General features: G+C 65.2%; 21 protein-coding genes. 14 read left to right on the top strand and 7 right to left on the bottom strand.

The genetic code is table 11. The annotated features are described in order from the left end of the window. Together AQ12_RS01655 and AQ12_RS01660 are read right to left on the bottom strand one after the other, a co-directional pair. Entirely contained in the window at positions 1-723 is a 723-nt protein-coding gene (locus tag AQ12_RS01655) for a hypothetical protein (RefSeq protein WP_048438087.1), read from the bottom strand. A 71-nt stretch (positions 724-794) separates the two neighbouring features. Further along, positions 795-1,934, bottom strand: coding sequence for a metallophosphoesterase (locus tag AQ12_RS01660; protein ID WP_048438088.1), 1,140 nt, complete (start codon positions 1,932-1,934; stop codon positions 795-797). Positions 1,935-2,054: 120 nt separating this feature from the next. Here AQ12_RS01660 and fba point away from each other — a divergent pair, with 120 nt between their 5' ends. From fba to AQ12_RS01685, 5 genes are all read left to right on the top strand, one after another. After that, on the top strand, positions 2,055-3,119 hold the full coding sequence (fba, locus tag AQ12_RS01665) for a class II fructose-bisphosphate aldolase (RefSeq protein WP_048438089.1): 1,065 nt from the start codon (positions 2,055-2,057) through the stop codon (positions 3,117-3,119). Between the two features lie 150 nt (positions 3,120-3,269). Next, the gene (locus tag AQ12_RS01670; RefSeq protein WP_048438090.1) at positions 3,270-3,587 is read left to right on the top strand and encodes a type II toxin-antitoxin system VapB family antitoxin; all 318 of its coding nucleotides are present in this window, start codon (positions 3,270-3,272) and stop codon (positions 3,585-3,587) included. After that, the gene (locus tag AQ12_RS22360; RefSeq protein ID WP_048438091.1) at positions 3,584-3,991 is read left to right on the top strand and encodes a PIN domain nuclease; all 408 of its coding nucleotides are present in this window, start codon (positions 3,584-3,586) and stop codon (positions 3,989-3,991) included. The genes AQ12_RS01670 and AQ12_RS22360 overlap by 4 nt, the downstream gene beginning before the upstream one ends. Positions 3,992-4,046: 55 nt before the next feature. Then, positions 4,047-4,955, top strand: a complete 909-nt coding sequence (locus AQ12_RS01680; RefSeq protein WP_048438092.1) for a phosphoribosylaminoimidazolesuccinocarboxamide synthase — start codon at positions 4,047-4,049, stop codon at positions 4,953-4,955. 45 nt (positions 4,956-5,000) lie between these two features. Next, positions 5,001-5,429 (top strand): hypothetical protein, encoded by a 429-nt coding sequence (locus AQ12_RS01685; protein ID WP_152682630.1) that lies wholly within the window; start codon positions 5,001-5,003, stop codon positions 5,427-5,429. Positions 5,430-5,597: 168 nt separating this feature from the next. On the opposite strand, the gene trxA is transcribed toward AQ12_RS01685, so the two are convergent. Next, positions 5,598-6,482, bottom strand: a complete 885-nt coding sequence (trxA, locus tag AQ12_RS01690; protein WP_048438094.1) for a thioredoxin — start codon at positions 6,480-6,482, stop codon at positions 5,598-5,600. A gap of 50 nt (positions 6,483-6,532) precedes the next feature. Here trxA and purE point away from each other — a divergent pair, with 50 nt between their 5' ends. From purE to AQ12_RS01710, 4 genes are all read left to right on the top strand, one after another. Further along, positions 6,533-7,027 (top strand): 5-(carboxyamino)imidazole ribonucleotide mutase, encoded by a 495-nt coding sequence (gene purE / locus AQ12_RS01695; protein WP_048438095.1) that lies wholly within the window; start codon positions 6,533-6,535, stop codon positions 7,025-7,027. Continuing rightward, complete coding sequence (locus AQ12_RS01700; RefSeq protein WP_048438096.1) at positions 7,024-8,202, top strand: 5-(carboxyamino)imidazole ribonucleotide synthase; 1,179 nt, start codon at positions 7,024-7,026, stop codon at positions 8,200-8,202. Before purE ends, AQ12_RS01700 begins: the two co-directional genes overlap by 4 nt. 13 nt (positions 8,203-8,215) lie before the next feature. Further along, positions 8,216-9,205, top strand: a complete 990-nt coding sequence (locus AQ12_RS01705; RefSeq protein WP_048438097.1) for an L-threonylcarbamoyladenylate synthase — start codon at positions 8,216-8,218, stop codon at positions 9,203-9,205. Positions 9,206-9,279: 74 nt separating this feature from the next. Next, positions 9,280-10,233 (top strand): SGNH/GDSL hydrolase family protein, encoded by a 954-nt coding sequence (locus tag AQ12_RS01710; protein WP_048438098.1) that lies wholly within the window; start codon positions 9,280-9,282, stop codon positions 10,231-10,233. Between the two features lie 73 nt (positions 10,234-10,306). Here AQ12_RS01710 and AQ12_RS01715 read toward each other — a convergent pair whose 3' ends face one another. Beyond that, the gene (locus AQ12_RS01715; RefSeq protein WP_053076504.1) at positions 10,307-11,470 is read right to left on the bottom strand and encodes an SGNH/GDSL hydrolase family protein; all 1,164 of its coding nucleotides are present in this window, start codon (positions 11,468-11,470) and stop codon (positions 10,307-10,309) included. A gap of 158 nt (positions 11,471-11,628) precedes the next feature. Between AQ12_RS01715 and AQ12_RS01720 the strand changes: the two genes are divergently transcribed. Next, a complete protein-coding gene (locus AQ12_RS01720) occupies positions 11,629-12,399 on the top strand; it encodes a carbonic anhydrase family protein (RefSeq protein WP_082151356.1) in 771 nt (256 codons plus the stop codon). Between the two features lie 15 nt (positions 12,400-12,414). Here AQ12_RS01720 and dacB read toward each other — a convergent pair whose 3' ends face one another. Continuing rightward, the gene (gene dacB / locus AQ12_RS01725; RefSeq protein ID WP_048438099.1) at positions 12,415-13,815 is read right to left on the bottom strand and encodes a D-alanyl-D-alanine carboxypeptidase/D-alanyl-D-alanine-endopeptidase; all 1,401 of its coding nucleotides are present in this window, start codon (positions 13,813-13,815) and stop codon (positions 12,415-12,417) included. Between the two features lie 61 nt (positions 13,816-13,876). Between dacB and tsaB the strand changes: the two genes are divergently transcribed. The 3 genes from tsaB to AQ12_RS01740 are packed head-to-tail and all read left to right on the top strand — an operon-like array spanning position 13,877 to position 15,830. Then, complete coding sequence (gene tsaB / locus AQ12_RS01730) at positions 13,877-14,572, top strand: tRNA (adenosine(37)-N6)-threonylcarbamoyltransferase complex dimerization subunit type 1 TsaB (protein WP_048438100.1); 696 nt, start codon at positions 13,877-13,879, stop codon at positions 14,570-14,572. After that, positions 14,569-15,036, top strand: coding sequence for a ribosomal protein S18-alanine N-acetyltransferase (gene rimI / locus AQ12_RS01735; RefSeq protein WP_048438101.1), 468 nt, complete (start codon positions 14,569-14,571; stop codon positions 15,034-15,036). Before tsaB ends, rimI begins: the two co-directional genes overlap by 4 nt. Beyond that, a complete protein-coding gene (locus AQ12_RS01740) occupies positions 15,033-15,830 on the top strand; it encodes a uracil-DNA glycosylase family protein (RefSeq protein ID WP_048438102.1) in 798 nt (265 codons plus the stop codon). The genes rimI and AQ12_RS01740 overlap by 4 nt, the downstream gene beginning before the upstream one ends. Before the next feature lie 42 nt (positions 15,831-15,872). On the opposite strand, the gene AQ12_RS01745 is transcribed toward AQ12_RS01740, so the two are convergent. Further along, on the bottom strand, positions 15,873-16,835 hold the full coding sequence (locus AQ12_RS01745; RefSeq protein WP_048438103.1) for a GlcNAc-transferase family protein: 963 nt from the start codon (positions 16,833-16,835) through the stop codon (positions 15,873-15,875). Between the two features lie 211 nt (positions 16,836-17,046). Here AQ12_RS01745 and AQ12_RS21865 point away from each other — a divergent pair, with 211 nt between their 5' ends. Then, positions 17,047-21,261: a filamentous hemagglutinin N-terminal domain-containing protein gene (locus AQ12_RS21865; RefSeq protein WP_152682631.1), complete on the top strand. Its 4,215-nt coding sequence runs from the start codon at positions 17,047-17,049 to the stop codon at positions 21,259-21,261. Positions 21,262-21,291: 30 nt separating this feature from the next. On the opposite strand, the gene AQ12_RS01755 is transcribed toward AQ12_RS21865, so the two are convergent. Beyond that, on the bottom strand, positions 21,292-22,022 hold a 731-nt coding region (locus tag AQ12_RS01755; RefSeq protein ID WP_048438145.1), incomplete at its 5' end, for an FAD-linked oxidase C-terminal domain-containing protein.

Below are 22,022 nucleotides of genomic sequence, written 5' to 3' on the forward strand. Positions count from 1 at the left end.
TCAAGCCTCGTATTCGGGCGAACCCAGCACCCAGATGAACGACTGCACGTCGATCATGTCGCGCGCCTTGAACCCGGGCCGCTTGTCCAGGTCGCGGCGCAAGATGGCAGCGAACGTCAACAGCGACCGGTAAACCTCCCACGACGGCTGCGCCGCGTAGTCGAAATCGAATCCGTAGTCGTGCGCGGCCTTGCGCGTCGCGCGGGGCTTCAGAAAAAGATGCCGGTCGGGACGCGCCAGAAAACCGAACACCGTGACCAGCGGCCAGGTGACCACCCGTGCCTCGCGACGCGGCAAATCCGACAGGGCCTGCACCCAGTCGTCAAAGCGCCGGTGGGGCGAGCCTCGCCCCCAGAGAAACGCGTAAAGCTCGGTTGCGAACAGCCGCGCGCCTGCTGCTGTCTTGACCGCATCTCTGAGCGCCATGCGCTCGAAAGAAAACAGCAGGTTGCTGTGCGATTCAATCCGCACGGCTGTGTCGGCGATCTCGCGAAATTCACCTCGCGCGAGCAGCTTGCGAAACGCCACCGGACCCAGCTGTTCATTCCATTGCAGATGCGCGCGTTCCTTGAAGGATCGCTCGGTAATCTGATAGGTCTCGTCAAGAAATCCACCGGGGTAGTACAGCTCGAACTTGCGTCGGCTGCGCGCTGCGCCCAGGTAGTTGACGTTGTTGGCTCGAGCGCCGGAAAGCGTGGATGAGACGGATGCTGCGCGAAACATCAGGCCAGTTTTGAGCCGGCCACCAAGGGCGCCTTGTGGGACAGCGCGCCGCGCCGGTGTAGGCCCGGGTCCTACGCAGGCACCAGGCGCAAGGTGGTGATTTCTGACGGTGCGCCGAATCGTTTGGGCGGTCCCCAATAACCCGTTCCGCGACTGACATAGATCTGCAGCTCATCCAGGCGATGCAGCCCGGCAGTGAACGGCTGCTGAAAGCGCACGAAGTGATTCCAGGGCCAGAACTGGCCGCCGTGCGTGTGGCCGGACAACTGCAGGTCGAATCCTGCCTCAGCCGCAGCGGGCGCACTGCGGGGCTGGTGGGCCAGCAGGATCTTCACGGCGGCATGGCCGGGCGCGCCGGCAAGCGCAGCCGCAGGATCGCTGCGATGGGACTCGTCGAAATGCCCCGCGTTGAAATCGGTCACGCCGGCGAGCACCAGCGCCGCGCCGTCCCGATCGATGGTCACATGCTCGTTATGCAGAACGTGGATGCCCAGCCTGCGCAGCTCGGCCATCCACGGCAGCACGCCCGAGTAGTACTCGTGGTTGCCAGTGACAAAGAAGCTGCCCGTGCGCGATTGCAGGCGGCCCAGCGGCGCGACGTGGTCCTGCAGTTCGGGCACCGATCCATCGACCAGGTCGCCAGTGATTGCCACCACGTCGGCGTTTTGTGAATTGACGGCATCGACGATGCGGTCGAGCTGCTTGCCGCGAATCGTCGGGCCGATGTGGATATCGCTGATCTGCACGATGGTGAAGCCATCCAGAGCGGCCGGCAGTCCGGCCACCTTGACCTCGACCGTGACGACGCCTGCGGTCCGCCGCGCATTGACGAACCCCGCAATCGTGACGCCGATGCCCAGCAGCGCGACCATCAAGGCGGTGAGCTGCTGGAAACCTTGTGTCGGGACAAGCGACGCGACCGCGAAACTGCCGGCAAAGCCCGCGAGCAGCACCACATCGCGAACAGCAGTGAAGACGAAGAGCGATGAGAACAGGCCCATTGCGAGCAGGCCCGCCCACGCGAGCGTGTCAGCTAGCGGCTGGCTGAACAGGCGTTTGGCCGCCATGCCCATCGGCATCAGCAGCGCGGACACCACGATCAGGGCGGTGAACAGCGGGGCGGCCCAGACGCCAGGCAGGTCGGCCGCGATGCGCGCCCACACGTAATAGTGAAGCGCGGCCGACAGACCGTAAAGCGTGAAAAGAGCCATGCAGCCCCAGATGGTGCCTGAACGGCCGAATGAAAGCCCCCGCTCAAGCACCTGCGCCGCCTGTAAAATTCAGGCCTTCCCCCGCCTTCTTTCCCGCATCACCTCACCTGGACCCGAACCATGCCTCTCGTCTCCATGCGCCAACTGCTGGACCATGCCGCTGAAAACGGCTATGGCATTCCTGCCTTCAATGTCAACAACCTCGAGCAGGTGCAGGCCGTGATGGAAGCGGCAAAAGAAACCGGCGCGCCGGTGATCCTGCAAGCCTCGGCCGGTGCACGCAAGTACGCAGGCGAGCCCTTCATCAAGCACCTGATCCTGGCCGCCATCGAGGCCTATCCCACGATCCCGCTGGTGATGCACCAGGATCACGGCCAGAACCCCGATGTCTGCCGCGGCGCGATCGACCTGGGCTTCTCCTCGGTCATGATGGACGGTTCGCTCGAAGGCGACGGCAAGACGATTGCGAGCTACGACTACAACGTCGATGTCACGCGCAAGGTCGTGGACATGGCGCACAAGGTCGGCGTCACGGTAGAAGGCGAGCTCGGCTGCCTGGGCTCGCTGGAAACCATGAAGGGCGACAAGGAAGACGGCCACGGCACCGACGCGACGATGACGCGCGAGCAGCTGCTGACCGACCCCGAGCAGGCGGCAGACTTCGTCAAGCGCACGCAGCTCGACGCGCTGGCCATTGCGATCGGCACCAGCCACGGCGCGTACAAGTTCACGCGCAAGCCCACCGGCGACATCCTGGCGATCGACCGCATCAAGGAAATCAACCGCCGCATTCCCAACACGCACCTGGTGATGCACGGCTCGTCCTCAGTGCCGCAAGACCTGCTGGCCGTGATCCGCCAGTACGGCGGGAGCATGAAAGAAACCTACGGCGTGCCTGTCGAAGAGATCCAGGAAGCCATCAAGTACGGCGTGCGCAAGATCAACATCGACACCGACATCCGCCTGGCCATGACGGCGGCGGTGCGCAAGTTCCTGGCCGAGAACCCCGAGAAGTTTGATGCCCGCGAGTGGCTCAAGCCCGCGCGCGAAGCTGCCAAGCAGATCTGCAAGCAGCGCTACATCGAATTCGGCTGCGAAGGCCAGGCCGCCAAGATCAAGACCGATTCGATGCAGGTCGTGGCACAGAAGTATGAAAAAGGCGAGCTGGCACAGGTCGTGAACTGAGCTGTCAATCCTGGAGCCTGTCATTGCGGGCTCGACCCGCAATCCATGTCTTCCACGGCCGTCTGATCGCGACCGATTCAAGCCGCCCTCGGGCGGCTTTTCTTTTGGCCCGGCAGTGGCATAATTTTCATACACATCGAAGGTGTATGAATGAGCACTCGAACCAACATCGTCCTGGATGATGACCTCGTTGAGCAGGCGATGGTCCTTGCAGGCGTGACCACCAAGAAGGCTGCCGTAGAGGCGGCGCTGAAGGCCTATGTGCGCAAGCCCGACTACTCGGGGTTGCTGGCGCTCGAAGGCAGCGACGTGCTGGCCGCTGACTACGATCCGAAGGCGCTATTCACCCATCCGCGATATGGAGCCCCACAGGCAGGCTCGCAGGGGGCAATGCACGTTGCCGAACCTGTGCCGGTCTATGCCAAGCCTGCAGCGCCTGCGCGTGTCAAAAAACCGGCCCGCAAGTGATCGCAGATACCTCGGCGTGGGTGGAACTGTTTCGTGGCACGGGCTCGCCCGCTCACCTGCGGCTTCGACGAGCTCTGCAAAGGCAGGAGCCGTTGCGCATGCTCGACGCTGTTTATCAGGAGCTCCTGCAAGGTGCGCGCAGCCCGCGCCATTTCATCCAATTGCAGCAGCAACTCGACGTCGTCCCTGTGTGGTCGCCAGACGATGCACGTGAACTCGCGCGTCAGGCTGCCATGCTCTACGCCCGATGCCGCTGGCAGGGGCTCACGATTCGCAGCCCCCATGACTGCCTGATTGCGGCAAGCGCGATCGAGGCCGGCGAGCCATTGCTGCATGCGGATCGTGACTTTGAGCACCTTGCAGGGATCGACCCGCGCCTGCAGTTCGTGTTGAAGGCGCAGTGATGGACAATTCGTGTGGCCCAGCGCCTTTGCCAATCCCGCAAACCCTCTCCAATCCATGACCTCAGCCCTCCACACCTCCGCGCTCACCTCGCTGCCCCTCCTGGCCCGGGGCAAGGTGCGCGACAACTACGCCGTCGGCACCGACCGCATCCTGATGGTTGCCAGTGACCGGCTCTCAGCCTTCGACGTGATCATGGGCGAGCCGATTCCCGGCAAGGGCGAGCTGCTCACGCAGATGGCGCTCTTCTGGTTCGACAAGCTCGGCCATATCTGCCCCAACCATCTCACCGGCGAGGCGCCCGAGAGCGTGGTCACTGAGGCTGAAATTCCCCAGGTCACGCAGCGCTCGATGCTGGTCAAGCGGCTCAAGCCGATTCCGGTCGAAGCCGTGGTGCGCGGCTACCTGGCCGGCAGCGGCTGGAAGGAATACCAGGAATCGCAGGCCGTCTGCGGCGTGAAGCTTCCACCGGGGCTGAAAAACGCGGGCAAGTTGCCCGAGGCGATCTTCACGCCGGCCGCCAAGGCCGCGATGGGCGAGCACGATGAGAACATCAGCTTCGAGCAGGTCGTGGGCATCGTCGGGCCCGAGCTGGCCGCGCAGATTCGCGACCTGAGCATTGCGATCTACAAAGAAGCCGCCGCCATCGCCCTGGCCAAGGGCATGATCATTGCCGACACCAAGTTCGAGTTCGGGCTGGATGAGAACGGCACGCTGGTGCTGATGGATGAGGTGCTCACGCCCGATTCATCGCGCTACTGGCCCGTCGAGGGTTACGAAGCTGCCTATGCGGCCGGGGCCAATCCGCCGAGTTACGACAAGCAGTTCGTGCGTGACTGGCTGGAAGAGGTGCGCATCAACGGCAAGCCCTGGGACAAGACGCCGCCCGCGCCGCGCCTGCCGCGTGAGGTGATCGAGAAGACGGCTGCCAAGTACCGCGAGGCACTGCAGCGCTTGAAGGCCTGAACGGCGGGGGGTATGCTGGTCCGGTTCATCACACCGGAGAACAGCATGACCACGCTGCGCATCGCACTGGCCCTGGGCCTCGCACTCACTGGCGCTTCTTCTTTTGCCCAATCGGACAGCTCGTGCCTCGTCGCGGGCCGACTGTCGGACACGGGCAAGTGGGCGCCTCGCATGGCAGGCGTTCAATTGCTGTCACAGGACGGCAAGGCCATCACCGGATCGGACAAGCAGTCGCTGGCCAATGTGAAGCAGGTTCGCGTAACCGCGCCTGCCTTGCTTGCGAAATGCGATGGGGATGCGCAACTGGCGCAGGGGCCGGATGCGCCGGGCGCGAAGGGGCCAGTCCCCGCGTTGAGCGCTGGCACGACCTTGGCCGTCGAATCCGTGAGCTACCCGAAGATGCGTCGTGGTGGTGAGCTGGTGGAGCTGAAGGTCAATGCGCCTGCGGAGCGCGTGACCATGCTCACTCGCTGAGGCTGTAGCCGCTTCGCGGTGGATGCCGGATCGAGTCCGGCATGACAGCCTTCATATCGGACGTAGTTCCCCTCGGCTGTCATTGCGGGCTTGACCCGCAATCCATCTTTGATCAGGCGCAGTTTCCGCTTCGCGGTGGATGCCGGATCAAGTCCGGCATGACAGCCATCAGGACAGCACCACGCTCGAAAGTCGCCTGCGATAGGTCGCAACCACCGGATCATCCGGCGGGATCTGGCCGTCGGCGACCTTGGGCTTGGGCGGCTCGATGATGTCGAGCACCGCGATGTAGGTCTTGCGGGCAAGGTCTTCATTCCAGGTCTTGTCGCGCATCAGGATTTCGAGCAGCTCGTCCATCGCGCTGGTCCATTCCTGGTTGGCGATCAGCACCTGCGCACGAGAGTATCGGGCCTCGAAATCGCGCTTGTTCGCAGCGATGCGGGAATCGAATTGCGCTGTCGCTGAGCCATGCGTTGCGTCCAGCGCATCCATCCACTTTTGCAGCGAATCAAACCGGCGCACCAGCGACGTCTTGGCAATGACAGGCGCGAACGCGACCTTGGCGTCATCGGTGCGACCGGCCAGCAGCAGCGCCTTGATGTAGCCAAAGCGCGCATCGTCGTTTTCGGGCTCTGCGGCGACGGCTTCCTGCAATTTGAGCAATTGGGTCTGCGGATCGAGCGCGCTCTCGTCCTCGACCGCAGGCTCTTCTTCGGGCTCTTCGACCGCCGGCGGCAGGTGCTTGTCCAGGAACTCCTTGACCTTGCCTTCGGGCATCGCGCCCTGAAAACCATCGACCGGCTGGCCGTTGATGAGCAGGATGCAGGTCGGAATGCTTCGGATGCCGAACGCGCCCGCGAGTTGCTGCTCCTGGTCGGAGTCGATCTTGACGAGCTTGAAGCGGCCCTTGTAGTCGGTCTCCAGCTTTTCAAGGATCGGGCCGATCACCTTGCACGGGCCGCACCAGGGCGCCCAGAAGTCCACCAGCACGGGCTGGGCCATCGAGGCGGCAATGACCTCGGCTTCAAAGTTTTCTATGGTGACGTCGATCATGGATGGATATGTCCGGCTCAAACCTTAAAATTCAACCTTTAGAGGTGCTCATGGGTTCTATACAGGTTGGCGTGGTGATGGGTTCCAGCAGTGACTGGGATACGCTGCAACACGCAGTAGCGATTCTCCAGGAATTCGGTATCACCCACGAAGCCCGGGTGGTCTCGGCGCATCGCATGCCCGATGACATGTTCGCCTATGCGCAAGCCGCAGCGGGCGCGGGCCTGAAGGCGATCATCGCAGGTGCGGGTGGCGCGGCCCACCTGCCCGGCATGATTGCGGCCAAGACAACCGTGCCGGTGCTCGGTGTGCCGGTCGCGACCAAGCACTTGCAAGGCGTCGATTCCCTGCACAGCATCGTCCAGATGCCCAAGGGGATTCCCGTTGCGACATTTGCAATTGGCAATGCGGGCGCAGCCAATGCAGCGCTCTTCGCAGTGGCCATGCTGGCCAACGAAGACCCTGCGCTGCGTGCAAAGCTCGACGCATACCGTGCACGGCAAACCGAGATGGCACGCGCAATGACGCTGCCGCCCCAGCCATGACAGCACCTGCAGCGAACCCGGGAGTGATCCTGCCCGGCGAGACACTCGGCGTCATGGGTGGCGGGCAGCTCGGCCGCATGTTCGTCCATGCTGCGCAGCAGATGGGGTATTTCACCGCCGTGCTCGACCCGGATGCGGCCAGCCCTGCGGGACTGGTGAGCCATCACCACATCCACACCGACTACCTGGACATGGACGGCCTGCAGCGGCTGGCCAATGTCAGCGCAGCCATCACCACTGAATTCGAGAACGTGCCGGCCGATGCTCTCGCCACGCTCGCGTCGATGCGACCCGTTGCCCCCGGCGCCGAAGCTGTCGCCATCGCGCAGGATCGCGCGAAGGAGAAAGCTCATTTCGTCAAGTGCGGCGTGGCATGCGCCCCCTATGCAGCGATCGAATCGCCCGAAGACCTGGCGAGCGTCACTGACGACCTGCTCCCCGGCGTTCTCAAGACCTCGCGCATGGGCTACGACGGCAAGGGGCAGGTCCGGGTGGCCGACCGTGCACAGTTGCAGCAGGGCTGGGACGACCTGGGCGGCGTTGCCTGCGTGCTGGAAAAGCTGATGCCGCTGGTGGCAGAGTGCTCGGTCATCGTTGCGCGCGGACGCGACGGCGCCATGGTGAATTTCCCGCCGCAGCTCAATTTGCATCGAGGCGGCATCCTGGCTGTGACGCAGGTCATCGATGGCAGCCTGCAGGAGCAACAGGCGCGCGATGCTGTTGCATCAGCGCGTGCGATTGCGCAGGGCATCGACTACGTCGGCGTGCTTTGTGTCGAATTCTTCCTGCTGGGTGATGGTTCGCTGGTCGTCAATGAAATGGCGCCGCGCCCGCACAACAGCGGCCACTACAGCATCGACGCATGCGACGTGTCGCAGTTCGACCTGCAGGTCAGGGCCATGACCGGATTGCCACTGGTGCAGCCGCGCCAGCACAGCCCCACCATCATGCTCAACCTGCTGGGCGACCTGTGGTTTTTGCACGGAGAAACTGAAGTGACGCCGCCGTGGGACAAGGTGCTGGCACTTGCGGGCATGCACCTGCATCTGTACGGCAAGACGAGCGCGCGCAAGGGTCGCAAGATGGGCCACCTCACCATCACGGGCCCCACCGCTGCCGACGTGCGCACCAGCGCCCTGCATGCGGCCGCGTTGCTCGGCATCGAAACGTTCTGAAGCCGGCAAGCCAATGATCCTGGCCGGCAACAGTGCCGAATCGATAGCGCAGGCCGCGCAAGTGCTCGCCACCGGCGAGCTCGTGGCGTTTCCGACGGAGACGGTCTACGGCCTGGGGGCCGATGCGGGCCGCGAGGATGCGGTCGCCAAAATCTTCGCGGCCAAGGGGCGTCCGAGCGACCACCCTTTGATCGTGCATGTGGCCGATGCATCCGGCGTGGCGCACTTTGCATCGCAAGTCCCGGCGTTTGCTTCGCGCCTCATCGAAAAATTCTGGCCCGGGCCACTCACCCTCATCCTGCACCGACGCATCGGTGTGGCCGCAGCCGCAGCCGGCGGACATGACTCCATCGGCCTGCGCTGCCCTGCTCATCCGGTAGCGCATGCACTTCTGGTGGCGTGCGCGCAGGCGACCCCCGCGGTCATCGGCCTCGCAGCCCCCAGCGCCAACAAGTTCGGACGCGTCAGCCCGACTACGGCTGGGCATGTGCGAGCCGAGTTCGGCGATGACCTGCTCGTGCTCGACGGCGGCCCCTGCCAGGTCGGCATCGAATCCACCATCGTTGATTGCACACGCGGTGTGCCGGTGTTGCTGCGGCCCGGCGTGCTGGGCCGCGCCGAACTCGAAGCGGCCTGCGGTGAGCGCATGCGCAATGCCGATGAGCTCGATGCGACCCCGCGCGCTTCGGGCACGCTGGAATCGCATTACGCCCCGACTGCGCGTGTGCGGCTCATGGACGCGAAGTCGTTGCAGACCGCGCTCGATCTGCTGGGCGCCGAGGCGGCGGGCATCGCGACCTACTCACGCGCCATCCTGCAGACGCGCTCGGACAAGGTCATCCGCAGGCGCATGCCCGACGACGCTGTGGAAACCGCACGCCAGCTCTTCGCGGTGCTGCGCGACTTCGATTCGCACGGCGTGCGGCTGATCTGGGTGGAGACACCGCCCGACGAGCCCGAGTGGGAGGGCGTGCGCGACCGCCTGCAAAGGGCTTCGGCCTAGGGCCTCTCGACACCAGGCCCCCGGGCGAAGCGGCGAAAGTTAAACTACCCCGCAACCCCGTATTGGAGAACTTCATGTCTTTTTCCTGGATGCGCCGTGCCGCTTTGGCGCTGGCGTCCGTTTCGCTGCTGACCCTGGCCGCCTGCGGGTCCGGCTCTATCGTGTCGCAGCTCGAAGCGTCCCGCGTGTTTGCATTCGGCGACGGCCTGTCCGATATCGGCCAGACCGGCACCAAGTACACCGTCAATGACGGCAACACCAATATCTGGACGCAGGGCATCGCCGCCGCTTACGGCGCACCGGCAGTCGCAGCCAACGCCGGCGGCACCTTTTATGCGCAGAAGAACGCACGCGTCGTCGCAACGCCTGATGCGGCCGGCAGCACCGCAACGCCCACCATCAAGCAGCAGATCGACGCCTACATCACGGCCAACCGGTTTGGCGAGCGCGACCTGGTCATCATCAACGGCGGCACCTCGGACATCATTGCCGAGATGGCGCTGGTGACTTCCGGCGCGCAGACCGGCGACCAGATGCTGGTCAATGTCCGCCAGGCCGGGCGCGACCTGGCCGCGCAGGTGCGCAGGCTGGTGCAGGCCGGTTCAACGCACGTCGTGGTGTCGGGTGTTTACGACCTGGCCCGCACCCCCTGGGGCCAGACCGGGTCGAACGCCACGCTGCTGGCTGATGCCAGCGCGCGTTTCAACGAAGAGCTGCTGATCAACATCGTGGACCTGGGTAACAGCGTTCTGTACGTCGACACGGCGTTTCTTTTCAACCTGATGACCGCCGTGCCCACGGCATACGGCATGACCAATTCGATCGCAGCCGTCTGCACCTCGATCGACCCGGGACCGGGCATCGGCATTGGCGCCGGCGAGATCAACTCGGGTCTTTGCACGCCGTCCACCACGCTGGCCAATGTCTCCTACGAAGCCTACCTGTTCGCAGACAAGGTTTATCCAACGCCCCAGGGCCATCGCAAGTTTGGCGAGTACGCTTTCTCGCGGATTCGTGCGCGCTGGTAGGCAGTCAGGCAGTCGACCCGGCATGAAAAAGGCGCCCCGAGTGGGGCGCCTTTTTTGTGGGCGACGCAGGGCGTCAGAACCAGCCGGCCGCCTGCATCTGCGCGGTCACCTGGTTGGCGATCAGCTGGTGGACCAGCGGCGTGGGGTGCACGGTATCGGCATATGAGTAGCCACTGGTGTCGCCGGGGATCAGGCTTGCGGCCGTGCAGGCGAGCGACGAGCCTTCCAGCGGGTTGGCCGGCGAGGTGGCGCTGCACGCGGGCGTCGTCACGTTGGTGATGCCGTAGGCGGCGGGGTTCGCCGTCTGCGTGCGGCCCTGGGTGTAGGCGTCCACCTGCAGCACGCCGCTGCCGGCCAGCCCTGAGGCGAGTTGCGCATTGAACGTCGTCACCATCTGGCTGATGAGTGCGCGTGTGGTCGCGCTTTGCGACAGGCCGAAGGGCGACTGGCTGACGTCCGGCAGGTTGACCACCACGACATACCGTGCCCCCTTGGCCAGGATCTGCGACTTCACCAGTGCGGCGAGCTGCGCGCCCGCAGCGCCCATGCTGGTCACGGCTGCCGTTGCGGCGGCATTGACTGCGGCGGCACCGCCAGCCGCGACGGCTGCTTGCACGGAAGCATCCCAGCCGGCTGTGATGGCACCGCCCACGGCGCCTGCGCCGCCGAGCGCTGCAGCGCTGACGCCATTGAGGTTCATGAAGACGTCGTTGCCGCCACCCATCACGGTCACCAGGTCATTGGGGTTGTAGGTGCCGCCGTTCTTGGCGAGATGGGTGCTCAACTGCGTCGTGATCGGCACTGCCATCAATCCGAGGTTCACCTGGTTGAATGGAGCGGCCTGTAGCGTGGCCGAGTTCACCGAAAAGACGCCGCTCACCCGCGCGCTTCCTTGCGCGTAGTTGGTGCAGGCGGGGACGTTGGTGACGGCCGCACCGGTGAAGCCCGGGATATTGGGCAACAGGCCGGTCTGCGCGGCGCAAGGAGCGGCCGTGCCGGCGCGGGCAGCAACCAGTTCGGTCCAGTTGCGAGCTTGCGGTCCGTTGATGGTGAACTTGCCGCCGCCAAGCGCTGCGATGGTGCCGACGCGATAGGTGCCCACATCGCTCAGGCTGTCGCCGAAGGACACCATGGAGGCGAAGTCAATGCCGCCCCCGCCACCTCCGCCGCAACCGGCCAGGACGAGTGCTGCTGTGAGCGTTGCGAGTTTCAGTTTGATGGATTTGATGGATTTCATGGGTAGTCCGGTAAAAAAAGAACGGTCGTTCGCTTTTGGGCTGGATGATGTTAGACGTGCCCGGCAACACGGCCCACGGGGTATTCACCAACTTCGTGAACCAAAACCGGACAAAGGTGACTCAACCAGTTCAACAAGCTCACCAGGATGTCAGCACCATGCCCGATGCAAATGCCGCCCACACCCACGCCCACACCATCAAACCCGGTCACAGGCGCTCGTTCCTCGTCGCGGGGGGCTCATGGGCGATGGCTTGCCTGGGTGGCTGCGCAACCCCCGTCACTGGCGATACCCTGAACACGCAGGCCTGCGCCCCGTTTGACAAGGCGCGGCAATCTGCTGTGACGCCGGATCGGGCTCTTGCGATGCTGCGAGAAGGAAATGAGCGCTTTGTCGATGGCAAGACCATCAATTGCGATCTGATGGCGCAGGTTCGCGCGACAGCGACCTCGCAATCTCCCTTTGCCGCAATCGTCGGCTGCATCGACAGTCGCGTCCCGCCCGAACTCGTCTTTGACCAGCAGATCGGAGACATCTTTGCCGCACGGATTGCCGGCAACTTCGTCAACACCGACATCATTGGCAGTCTTGAGTTCGCGACCGAACTCGCCGGCGCAAAACTCATCGTGGTGCTGGGCCATACCGAATGCGGCGCCGTCAAGGGAGCCGTCGATGACGCGAGACTTGGGCACCTCACGGCGATGCTGGCAAACATCCGGCCGGCAGTGGGCAAGGTGCGCGTCGATGGCCCGCAGAGTTCGGCCAACAAGCGACTCGTTCAAGCGGTCGCAGACCAGAACGCGAAGGACGCAGCGGCGATGCTGCTGGCGCGAAGCGATGTTCTGCGTCAACGCGTCGAACGCGGGCAACTGAAGATCGTTGCCGCCATGCACGACATCGCCACCGGCCGCATCAGCTGGTTCGCCTGAATTTCAGCTGATTCCTCACTGACCCGCTGCGGTCCACTCGATGAGGGCTTCTATGGCCGGGCGAACCGCTGCGGCATTCGCATGGTTGGCGATGGCCACCAGCACATAGCGCTTGCCGTTGGCGGCGTGCACATAGCCAGCCACGCCGGTCACATCGCGCAGGCTCCCGGTTTTCAAATGCGCAAGTCCCAGCGCGCGCCCGCGAACGCGACGCATGGTGCCGTCGATGCCCGACAGCGGCAAAGACGACATCAGGTCGGGCATCAGGGGTGATGCCCATGCTGCCTGCAGAAGTTGCGCGAGTTGCTGCGCGGTGATGCGGTCGTCGCGCGACAGGCCCGAGCCGTTGTCGAACACCGGCGGCTCTGCGCCGAATCGCTCGATCCACCACTGGCGCATCACGTCGCGCGAACCCGACATCGTGCCCAGGCCGCGGCGCTGCAGGCTGAGCGTGAGAAACACCTGCTGGGCCATCACGTTGTTGCTGAACTTGTTGATGTCGCGGATGACTTCCGCCAGCGGCGGCGATTGCACCTCGAACGCAGGCGCGAGGCCGGCAGGCACCTTGCCGTCCCGCACTTGCCCGCTCAAGGTGCCGCCCGTCTGCTGCCAGATGCCGGCGAGGGTGCGCGCGGAATACGAGCGCGGATCGGCATACGCCAGCGGCCAGGTCCGCTCGCCGCAACTGGCCGGGAAGCCGCCAGCAAAACGCAGTCGCGACGGATCGTTGAAGTCAGCCTGCAGGCCGCCGCGCCAGTCGCCGCATTCCACGCGCGTGAGCGGCACCGAAGCGGGTGCTTGCACCCCCGCAAGCGGAGGCTCCACATGAACCATCGCGTTGCCATCGCGCGGTGTGAAGGTGATGGTCATGGCCCGGTAATTCAGCAGCAGGGCGCCCGGACCCACGTTGTGCGCGCGCAGCGGCTCGCCGTCGAAGGCGGTCGGGTTGTGTTCGAGCAGGCTGAAGGCGCTCTGGTCGAGCACGATGTCGCCACTGATCGCGCGGATGCCCAGCCCCTGGACGCGCCGCAGCATCAGCCAGATGCGCTCGGCGACCAGCTTGGGGTCGCCCGTGCCCTTGATGTACAGGTTGCCCTGCAGCGTGCCGTCCCGCACCGTGCCATCGACATAGACCGGGGTTGACCAGGTGTAGGCGGGGCCCAGCAATTCGAGCGCCGCGTAGGTGGTCGCGAGCTTCGCCACTGAAGCCGGATTGACCGGTGAGCTGATGCGATGCGCCAGCCGTGGCGGGGCGCGAGGATCGACTTCGGTCACGAGAAAAGTCACGGCGTCACGCGGGAGTTTTGCGCGCACGAGCGCGGCCTCGACTTCGGCGGGCAGGGCCTGCGCCCATGCCAGAAGCGGGGCGGTGGACAGGACGACGGCGACGCAAAAGGCCAAAGGGCGAGAAAGCATAGTGGCATTATCCCGGCCCTCGATAATGCAAGGCTGCCCCGCCACCCCGCCAAAAAACGTTTTGAACCTGCTCGCCTTCGACACCAGCACCGAGACCTTGTCCGTCGCCATCCAGCGCACGGCCGGTGAGATCCTTCGTGTGGATGGGCAAGGGGGCGCGAGGTCGTCCACGACGCTGATTCCCACCGTGCTGCAACTGTTGAGTGACGCGGGCCTGACGCTGGCTGAGCTGGACGCCATCGTCTTCGGCCGCGGGCCGGGCTCGTTCACCGGCCTTCGCACAGCGTGTTCCGTCGCGCAGGGTCTTTCGTTCGGCTCGGGCGTGCCGGTGCTGGGCGTCGATACCTTGCTGGCGGTGGCCGAAGAGGCGCGCAGCCTGGCTGGCGTAGAGCGGGTGGTTGCGCTTCTCGATGCCCGCATGGATGAGGTTTATTGCGCAGCTTATGCGTTTGAAAACGGGGTGTGGCGCGAACACGAACCCGTGCGCTTGCGGCGACCGGAAGATGTGGTCGTCCCTGAAGGATGGGCGCTGGCGGGCAATGCCTTCACGGCCTACGGCGAGCGGCTTCCTGCTGCGGCCGCGCGCATAGCCGCATTGCCCACGGCTGCCGCGTTGTTGCGCGTCGCCCCCGCCCTGATCGCCGCCGGTCAGGCCACGGACGCCGCCCACGCCATGCCGCTCTACATCCGCGATAAAGTGGCACAAACTACAGATGAGCGTGCGGCAGCGCGCGCACTACGGGACAACCCGCCATGAGTGCCGTCTTCAAATCCGTCGAAGCGCAGTTCGAGCCGATGACCCAGGCGCGACTGGGCGAGATCGTGGCCATCGAGCGCGAGGCCTACGAGCACCCCTGGTCGCCCGGCAACTTCGCCGACACCTTGCGTTCGGGCTACGAGGCGCAAGTGCTCACCGCCAAGGACCAGGTGATCGGCTATTTCGTCGCCATGAAGGGCGTCGATGAAGTGCACCTGCTCAACATCACGGTGCGACCCGAGCGGCAGGGTGAAGGCTGGGGCCAGGTCATGCTCGACGCACTCGCCATCTGGTCGCGCGGGCAGGGCGCGCAATGGCTTTGGCTGGAAGTGCGCGTGGGCAATGTGCGCGCCCAGCGCATTTACGAACGTCACGGTTATCGGCGGGTCGGCGAGCGTCGCAGTTATTACCCTGCGCAGGCGGGCAAGCGCGAAGACGCCGTGGTGATGAGCCTGAAGCTATGACGCTGCAACTCGATGCCCGCCAGCGTGCGATGCTGGTCGAGATGGGGCTGCCTGACTTCTTTCCCGATCGGCACCAAGACGAATCTGCGCCGGCGGTGGTCACGCAAGCCGCAGCCGTTGAACCGATCGAGATCGAACGCGCGCCACCGGCTTTGGTGAGGGCCGAAGTTGTGGTGCAGCCAGTCAGCCGCCGCGCGCCATCGCCTGTGCCAGCGCAAGATCGCGGCGTCGAATCGCTGGAATGGGATGCGCTGGCCGAAGCGGTTGCTGTCTGCCGCGCCTGTGGCCTCGGTGCGAGCCGGCGCAACGCCGTGTTCGGCGTCGGTGACCTGCAGCCGGACGTGATGGTCATCGGTGAGCCGCCCGATGACAACGAAGACCGCTCGGGCGAATCGTTTGGTGGCCCTGCCGGTCAGTTGCTGGACAACATGCTGCGCTCGATCGGCGTGTCGCGCGACAACAAGGCCTTCATCGCGAACGTGCTCAAGTGCCGCCCACCGGGTGGCCGACGGCCCATGGCCGAGGAATTCGCCCAATGCGAACCCTTGCTGCGCAGGCAGGTGCTGCTGCTCAAGCCCAGGGTGATCCTGGTGATGGGCCGCTTCGCCGTCGAAACGGTGCTGCAAACCGACGAGCCGCTCGGGCGTCTTCGCGGGCGGGTGCATGCGTATGGGGGTGTGCCTGTGGTTGCGACCTATCACCCGACCTACCTGCTGGGCAACCTGGCTGACAAGGCCAAGGCGTGGGCGGACCTGTGCCTTGCGCGGGAGTTGATGAAGCCGCCCGCTGCCTAGCGCCCGGGTTTCGCGCTTGTCTTCCTGTCTCTTCTTGTTCTCCTAGCCACGTGTCGGCTGCGGAGCCTTTGCCTCGACGCCGATCGTCCTGGCCGCATAGTCGATTCCGCTGAACGCCGCGTACTGGGCCATCGTGCGTTCACGCCCCAGGCCATACACGCCCAGTGCTTCGCCTGCGAGCAAGGCCTTCAGCCGCGCGCGTGACTTTTCTTCCAGCTTCCACCACGCCTGCTGGCGGGCCTCGTCTTCCTTGGGGTCCCAGTGCAGGGGCCGCTCGGGCGCGCCGGAGCCCGGCGTGTTGTACAGGTGGTAAACCGGCAGGCCCGGCATATGGAAAATATCCCAGCCGTGGGTGTAGAGCCTTGCGGCCAGGGCCTGCTCCTCGCCGTGGAAGTAATACCAGGGGTCGTACGGAAACGCCTGTGCATAAGCACCCGAGGCAAACATGCAGCCCGCGCCCAGGTGGATGCCGGGCACGGCGATGTCCTGGTCGAGCGGATGCGCCTCGAAACCGAGCACCGGGTGGTCAGGCGCGAATTGCGAATCCGGCTTGACGACGTGGGCCAGCACCTTCTGCGTGGTGGGACGCTTGACCGGTTGGCCGTTTTCGAAAACAAAAGGATTCGGATACGACGAGATCACGACGCCCGGGCGGCCGGGCTTTTGCGCCATGAGGGCCTGGGCCTGCGTGATCAGCTTTTCGTCCCAGCCCTCGTCGAAGTCCATGTGCGAGTCGATCTGGAAGTACCAGTCTTCGTTGTCGTAGAGCGACTGGCCGATGGCGCGCGCCCAGCAGGGCCCCCTGGCGAACTGCGAGTCGATCGCCACGTAACTCAGGCGCGCCTCGCCGCGCATGGCCAGCGGTGCTGCGCGAGCCGCAGGTGGCGTCTGGTCCACGATGCCAAAGTGCAGGTCGTCCGGCCGGCGTGCCGTGGCCAGGGCGCGCGAGACGGTGAACGGCAGGACCGGATCGCGGTAAGAGGCAATGCTGATGAAGACGGACATGTGGGGATTTCTCACTTTCTCTGTGACATCTGCCGGATAGGGCGTCTTCCTGTGCACAGACACCCGTGCACAGGGGGGTCGAATACAGGTGTTCGGCGTTGCGTCGCATGTAACGCTGTGCTACCGTCGAACGCGACTATACGAACGTTTCGCCTGCGACCTACGGGACCAAGCTGCCACTGCCGGCGCTCATCCCGGGAAAGATATTTCCGTGAAGCCATCGACTCCGCACATTGTCAGTACCTCGGCCAGTGGCCGTGACCGGTCCGGCGCCCGCCGTCCGGCAGCTTCCCCCGCCGCCGCAGGGTTCCGGCCCGCCGGTATCGTGGTGGCGGTTGCAACGGCGCTGGCGGCACTGCCCCTTGGCGTTTACGCAGGCGGCACCGGCATGGAGGTCGTGCAGGGCCAGGCGACCCTGATCCAGCGCGGCGCCTCGCAAATCATCCGAACGCAAAACGGCCCGGGCACCAACCAGTCGGTCATCAACTGGGCGACTCTGGGCGTCGCACCCGGCACCTACATGCGGTTCGACCAGCCGTCGACCACCAGCACCTCGATCAATCGCGTCCTTGGCAACAATCCTTCGCAGATATTCGGCACGCTGTCGTCCAACGGCAAGCTGGTGCTGGTCAACCCGGCCGGCATCGCGGTCGGGGCGGGCGCTGTCGTGGACACCAACGGATTCACCGCTTCCACCCTGCGCATGACAGACGCCGATGCGCTGGCCGGTCGCATGCTGTTTGGCGCGGATGGCCTGGGCGGTGGCGCCTTGAGCGTCAACGGCAAAATCATCGCCAGAAGCGGCGACGTCGTGCTGATCGCGCCGCAAGTCGCGGTCGGCCCGCAGGCGCTGGTACAGGCACCCAACGGCGCGACGATCCTGGCGGCGGGCCAGAAGGTCGAGCTCACCGGACGTGGCCTGGAAGGCATCGTTTTTGAAGTGCAGGCGGGCAACGAGGCCGTGAACCTCGGCACGCTGCAGGGCGACGCCGTCGGCATCTTCGCCGGGCAGCTCAAGCACAGCGGCATGGTGCAGGCCACCGGCGTTTCGGTGGAAGGCGGCGCTGTCGTCCTGAAAGCTGCAAAGTCCGCAGACGTGAGCGGCGAAGTGCGCGCGACCAGCGGCGATGCGGGCGGTTCGGTTCGCATCACCGCCGACGACGTCACGCTGCGTTCCGGCGCGGTGGTCGATGCCAGTGGCGCGCAAGGCGGCGGCACGGTGCTGGTCGGTGGCGGCTGGCAAGGCGGCGATGCAAGCATCACGAATTCGAAGTCCACGACGCTGGAAGCGGGCAGCGTTCTGCGCGCCGATGCGGGCACCAGCGGCAACGGCGGCACGGTGGTCGCATGGTCCGACGGCAAGACGAGCGCGCAGGGTCATATCTCGGCCCGCGGCGGCTCGGCGTCGGGTAACGGCGGCAAGATCGAAACATCGGGCCATGTGCTGGATGTGGAGGGGCTCACGGTCGATACGCGCGCCGACAACGGCAGCCGCGGCCTGTGGCTGCTCGACCCGACCAACATCTTCATCGCGGCCGATCAGGCGGCGGCTACTGCAGCCGGCATGTCGGGTAACAACGAGACAGCCAGCGGCTTCACCCCCACCGGAGCGGTGCAGGATTCGCTGGTGCGGGTGTCCAACCTCCAGACGGCGCTGGCGACTTCCGACGTCACGGTGCTCACCAACAACCTGTCGGGAACCGGCACGGGTTTCCTGCGGGTCGTGAGCCCGCTCAGCTGGGACAGCTTCAGCACGCTCTCCCTCATTGCCAACACCAACGTCGAAGTCAATGCGCCCATCTCCAGCAATGGCGGCGGCATTTTGGTGCTGCAGGCGACCAATGGCAACATCACCCAGACGGCCCGGATTGCCGGGCCGGACCTGCGCGCCTTTGCCGGCGGATTCATCGAACTGTCCAACACCGGCAATGCGCTGGCGGGCTTCAGCGCGCAGCAGACCAAGTCGGGCGCGGCTGACGGGCACATCACCTTGTCCAACCTCTCGCCCTTCATTGCGCTGACGGTCGGCGACGTTTCGCAGGCAGCCAGCGGGTCCTTCATCCGTATTAATGAAACGTCCAACATCAGCATCAACGGCACGGTCGCTCCTGGCCCCGGCGGCGCCATTGAACTGAAGACCGGCAACAACTTCACGATCCTGCAGGATGCGGGCCTCCTGCGTGCCGACAAGATCATGTTGCAAAACGGCTCGACGGGCCGCATCGGGACCTCAACCAATCCGCTGCTGACGACCTCCGCTACGGCCAGCGGCACCACGGACTTCACCATTCCCGGCACGGGCTTGTCGGGCCCGACCGAAGTGTTCATCAACCACGACGGCAACGCGCTTCTCGCCTCGGCCATCCTCGCGACCAATTCGCGCTTCCTGATGACGGCCAGCGAGGACCTGAACCTGGGCACGCCGGTGAGCACCGGGACCCAGACACTCACCTTGAGCGCGGGCGGCGAGCTGAGAACCAACCAGCCGCTGACAGGCACGGGCATCTCGCTTTTTGGCGACACAGTCGCTATCGGCAACAGCATCAATTCGCTGACCGGTACGCGCAGCATCACGGCCACCGGCGCCATCAACCTGAACGGCACCCTGAGCATCTCGGGTGCCGGATCGACCACCTTCAACAGCGGCACCAGCGGCATCTTTGCCTCGGGCGGCACGCTGACGCTCAACAACAGCGTCCTGTCGGACGATACGTTCCATGTCTCCAACGGCACGCTGTCGGTTGCGAGCAACCTGGGGATTCCGCATCTGAATCTCGGGCCTGGCAGCGTGCTGACCGGCTCCGGCAATCTCACCATCGGCAATACCCTGGCATGGGACAGCGGCTCGGCCAGCGGGCCGGGCAACACCACCATCGCCACCGGCGCTATTGCCGACGTGAAGTCTGTGACGACATCGCGCGCCATGGTCAACGAGGGCACGGTCAACATCCTGGGCCTGACCACCACGGCCAGCGGCTTCTCGCTGAACAACACCTCCGGCGGCAAGCTCAACCTCAGCGACGGCGCGGGCTTTGCCGGCGGATTCGGCACCATCAGCAATGCGGGCCTGGTCAAGAAGATTGCCGCAGATGCGCCTCCAGGCAGCGCCGTCAATGTCGGCTCGTTCACGAACACCGGTGTCGTGCAAGTCGACAGCGCAACGCTGACGTTCGGATCCGGCGTGTTCGGCACCAACAACGGCACGATCAGCCTGGCTGACGGCACATCGCTCAATACGGGTGGCAGCAACTTCACCAATGCATCGGCAGGTGTCATTACCGGCACCGGTCTGCTCGCCGTCGGCTCTGGCGCGTTCAACAACAGCGGCAAGCTGGTGCCTGGCACGGACGGCTCGGTCGGCACGCTCTCGATTTCGGCTGCGTCGTCGGTGATCAACTCCGGCTCGCAGGTGCTGATCGACCTGGCCTCGCCCGACAACCATGACGTGGTTGCGTTCACCGGGCCAGTGACGCTGGCAAGCGGCGTCAACGTGGTGGTGAATTCACTCGCCACCCCGGCGCCGGCTGACCAGTTCGATGTGATCCGCAGCGACACCAGCGTCGGCGGCTCTGCACCGACGGTGACGGGGTTCGATGTTTCGTTCTCGAGTGCGCCGAATGCGGCGCTGGTGCTGGCGGTTCCAGCGCCGACGCCGGCTCCAACACCTGCGCCGACACCTGCGCCGACACCTGCGCCGACACCTGCGCCGACGCCAGCACCGACACCGGCTCCGACACCGGCTCCGACACCGGCTCCGACACCGGCTCCGACGCCGGCTCCGACACCGGCTCCGACGCCTGCGCCGACGCCAGCACCGACGCCAGCACCGACGCCAGCACCGACGCCAGCACCGACACCGGCTCCGACGCCTGCGCCGACACCTGCACCGACACCGGCTCCAACGCCTGCACCGACGCCAGCACCGACGCCTGCACCGACGCCAGCACCGACACCGGCTCCGACGCCTGCGCCGACGCCAGCACCGACACCGGCTCCGACGCCTGCGCCGACACCGGCCCCGACACCGGCTCCGACACCGGCTCCGACACCGGCACCGACACCGTCTCCGACACCGGCTCCGACGCCAGCACCGACGCCAGCACCGACGCCTGCTCCGACGCCTGCGCCGACGCCAGCACCAACGCCAGCACCAACGCTGCCGCCAGCTCCGCCTCCGCCTGCGCCAGAGCCAACCTCACCGCCGGTAGACCCCAATCCGCCTTCGCTCGATCCGGTACCGGACCCCGTCGTCCAATACATCGTGAGCCTGGTGGGTGCAGAGAATCGGGACAACGCACAGAAGGCAAAAAAGGATTCGGAAAATCAGGTCCCGCTGTTCGTGAACCTCTTGAAGAAGGAAGAAGACAAGCAGACGAACGAAAAGGCCAGCGACCCGTTCGTCAACAACGTCCAGTGCACGCGCTAGCCAGCTAGCGAACGCGCAAGCGCTTGCGCGCTAGAACCGCGGCAGGTCCGGGTGCGACACCTGGCCGCCGCGCACCAGCATCTTTCCGTACTCGGCGCAGCGGTTGAGCGTCGGGATTACCTTGCCCGGATTGAGCAGGCCCTTGGGGTCGAACGCGCGCTTGAGCGCCAGCATCTGCTCGCGCTCCTCGCCGCTGAACTGCACGCACATCGAGTTCAGTTTCTCCACGCCCACGCCGTGCTCACCCGTCACGGTGCCGCCCATCGCGACGCTGGTCTCCAGGATGTCCGCGCCAAACAGCTCGCAGCGATGCAGCTGGTCCGCGTCGTTGGCGTCAAACAGAATCAAGGGATGCAGGTTGCCGTCGCCCGCGTGGAACACATTGGCGCAGCGCAGCCCGTACTTCTTTTCCATCTCCTGGATCGCAAGCAGGATGTCGGCGAGCCGCTTGCGCGGAATCGTCGAATCCATGCACATGTAATCGGGGCTGATGCGGCCCGACGCCGGAAACGCATTTTTGCGGCCGCTCCAGAATCGCAGCCGCTCGGCCTCGTCGCGGCTCACGGCAATGGCGGTCGCGCCGGCATGGCGCAGCACCGCCGTCATCCGGCCGATCTCTTCCTCGACTTCTTCCTCGGTGCCGTCGCTCTCGCACAGCAAGATGGCTTCGGCGGTGAGGTCGTAACCCGCGTGCACGAAGTCTTCGACCGCTGCCGTCATCGGCTTGTCCATCATCTCCAGCCCCGCCGGGATGATGCCCG

Source organism: Caenimonas sp. SL110 (assembly GCF_001044395.1).
In the GTDB taxonomy this organism is placed as follows: domain Bacteria; phylum Pseudomonadota; class Gammaproteobacteria; order Burkholderiales; family Burkholderiaceae_C; genus Ramlibacter.

Excerpts from the sequence above, each read along its gene's own strand:
- AQ12_RS01700 (WP_048438096.1), top strand. The coding sequence starts at position 7,024 with ATGACAGCACCTGCAGCGAACCCGGGAGTGATCCTGCCCGGCGAGACA.
- AQ12_RS01670 (WP_048438090.1), top strand. The coding sequence starts at position 3,270 with ATGAGCACTCGAACCAACATCGTCCTGGATGATGACCTCGTTGAGCAG.
- AQ12_RS01720 (WP_082151356.1), top strand. The coding sequence starts at position 11,629 with ATGCCCGATGCAAATGCCGCCCACACCCACGCCCACACCATCAAACCC.
- AQ12_RS01715 (WP_053076504.1), bottom strand. The coding sequence starts at position 11,470 with ATGAAATCCATCAAATCCATCAAACTGAAACTCGCAACGCTCACAGCA.
- AQ12_RS01655 (WP_048438087.1), bottom strand. The coding sequence starts at position 723 with ATGTTTCGCGCAGCATCCGTCTCATCCACGCTTTCCGGCGCTCGAGCC.
- fba (WP_048438089.1), top strand. The coding sequence starts at position 2,055 with ATGCCTCTCGTCTCCATGCGCCAACTGCTGGACCATGCCGCTGAAAAC.
- AQ12_RS01710 (WP_048438098.1), top strand. The coding sequence starts at position 9,280 with ATGTCTTTTTCCTGGATGCGCCGTGCCGCTTTGGCGCTGGCGTCCGTT.
- purE (WP_048438095.1), top strand. The coding sequence starts at position 6,533 with ATGGGTTCTATACAGGTTGGCGTGGTGATGGGTTCCAGCAGTGACTGG.
- AQ12_RS01685 (WP_152682630.1), top strand. The coding sequence starts at position 5,001 with ATGACCACGCTGCGCATCGCACTGGCCCTGGGCCTCGCACTCACTGGC.
- AQ12_RS01705 (WP_048438097.1), top strand. The coding sequence starts at position 8,216 with ATGATCCTGGCCGGCAACAGTGCCGAATCGATAGCGCAGGCCGCGCAA.
- AQ12_RS01740 (WP_048438102.1), top strand. The coding sequence starts at position 15,033 with ATGACGCTGCAACTCGATGCCCGCCAGCGTGCGATGCTGGTCGAGATG.
- AQ12_RS01745 (WP_048438103.1), bottom strand. The coding sequence starts at position 16,835 with ATGTCCGTCTTCATCAGCATTGCCTCTTACCGCGATCCGGTCCTGCCG.
- dacB (WP_048438099.1), bottom strand. The coding sequence starts at position 13,815 with ATGCTTTCTCGCCCTTTGGCCTTTTGCGTCGCCGTCGTCCTGTCCACC.
- trxA (WP_048438094.1), bottom strand. The coding sequence starts at position 6,482 with ATGATCGACGTCACCATAGAAAACTTTGAAGCCGAGGTCATTGCCGCC.
- rimI (WP_048438101.1), top strand. The coding sequence starts at position 14,569 with ATGAGTGCCGTCTTCAAATCCGTCGAAGCGCAGTTCGAGCCGATGACC.
- AQ12_RS01660 (WP_048438088.1), bottom strand. The coding sequence starts at position 1,934 with ATGGCTCTTTTCACGCTTTACGGTCTGTCGGCCGCGCTTCACTATTAC.
- AQ12_RS01680 (WP_048438092.1), top strand. The coding sequence starts at position 4,047 with ATGACCTCAGCCCTCCACACCTCCGCGCTCACCTCGCTGCCCCTCCTG.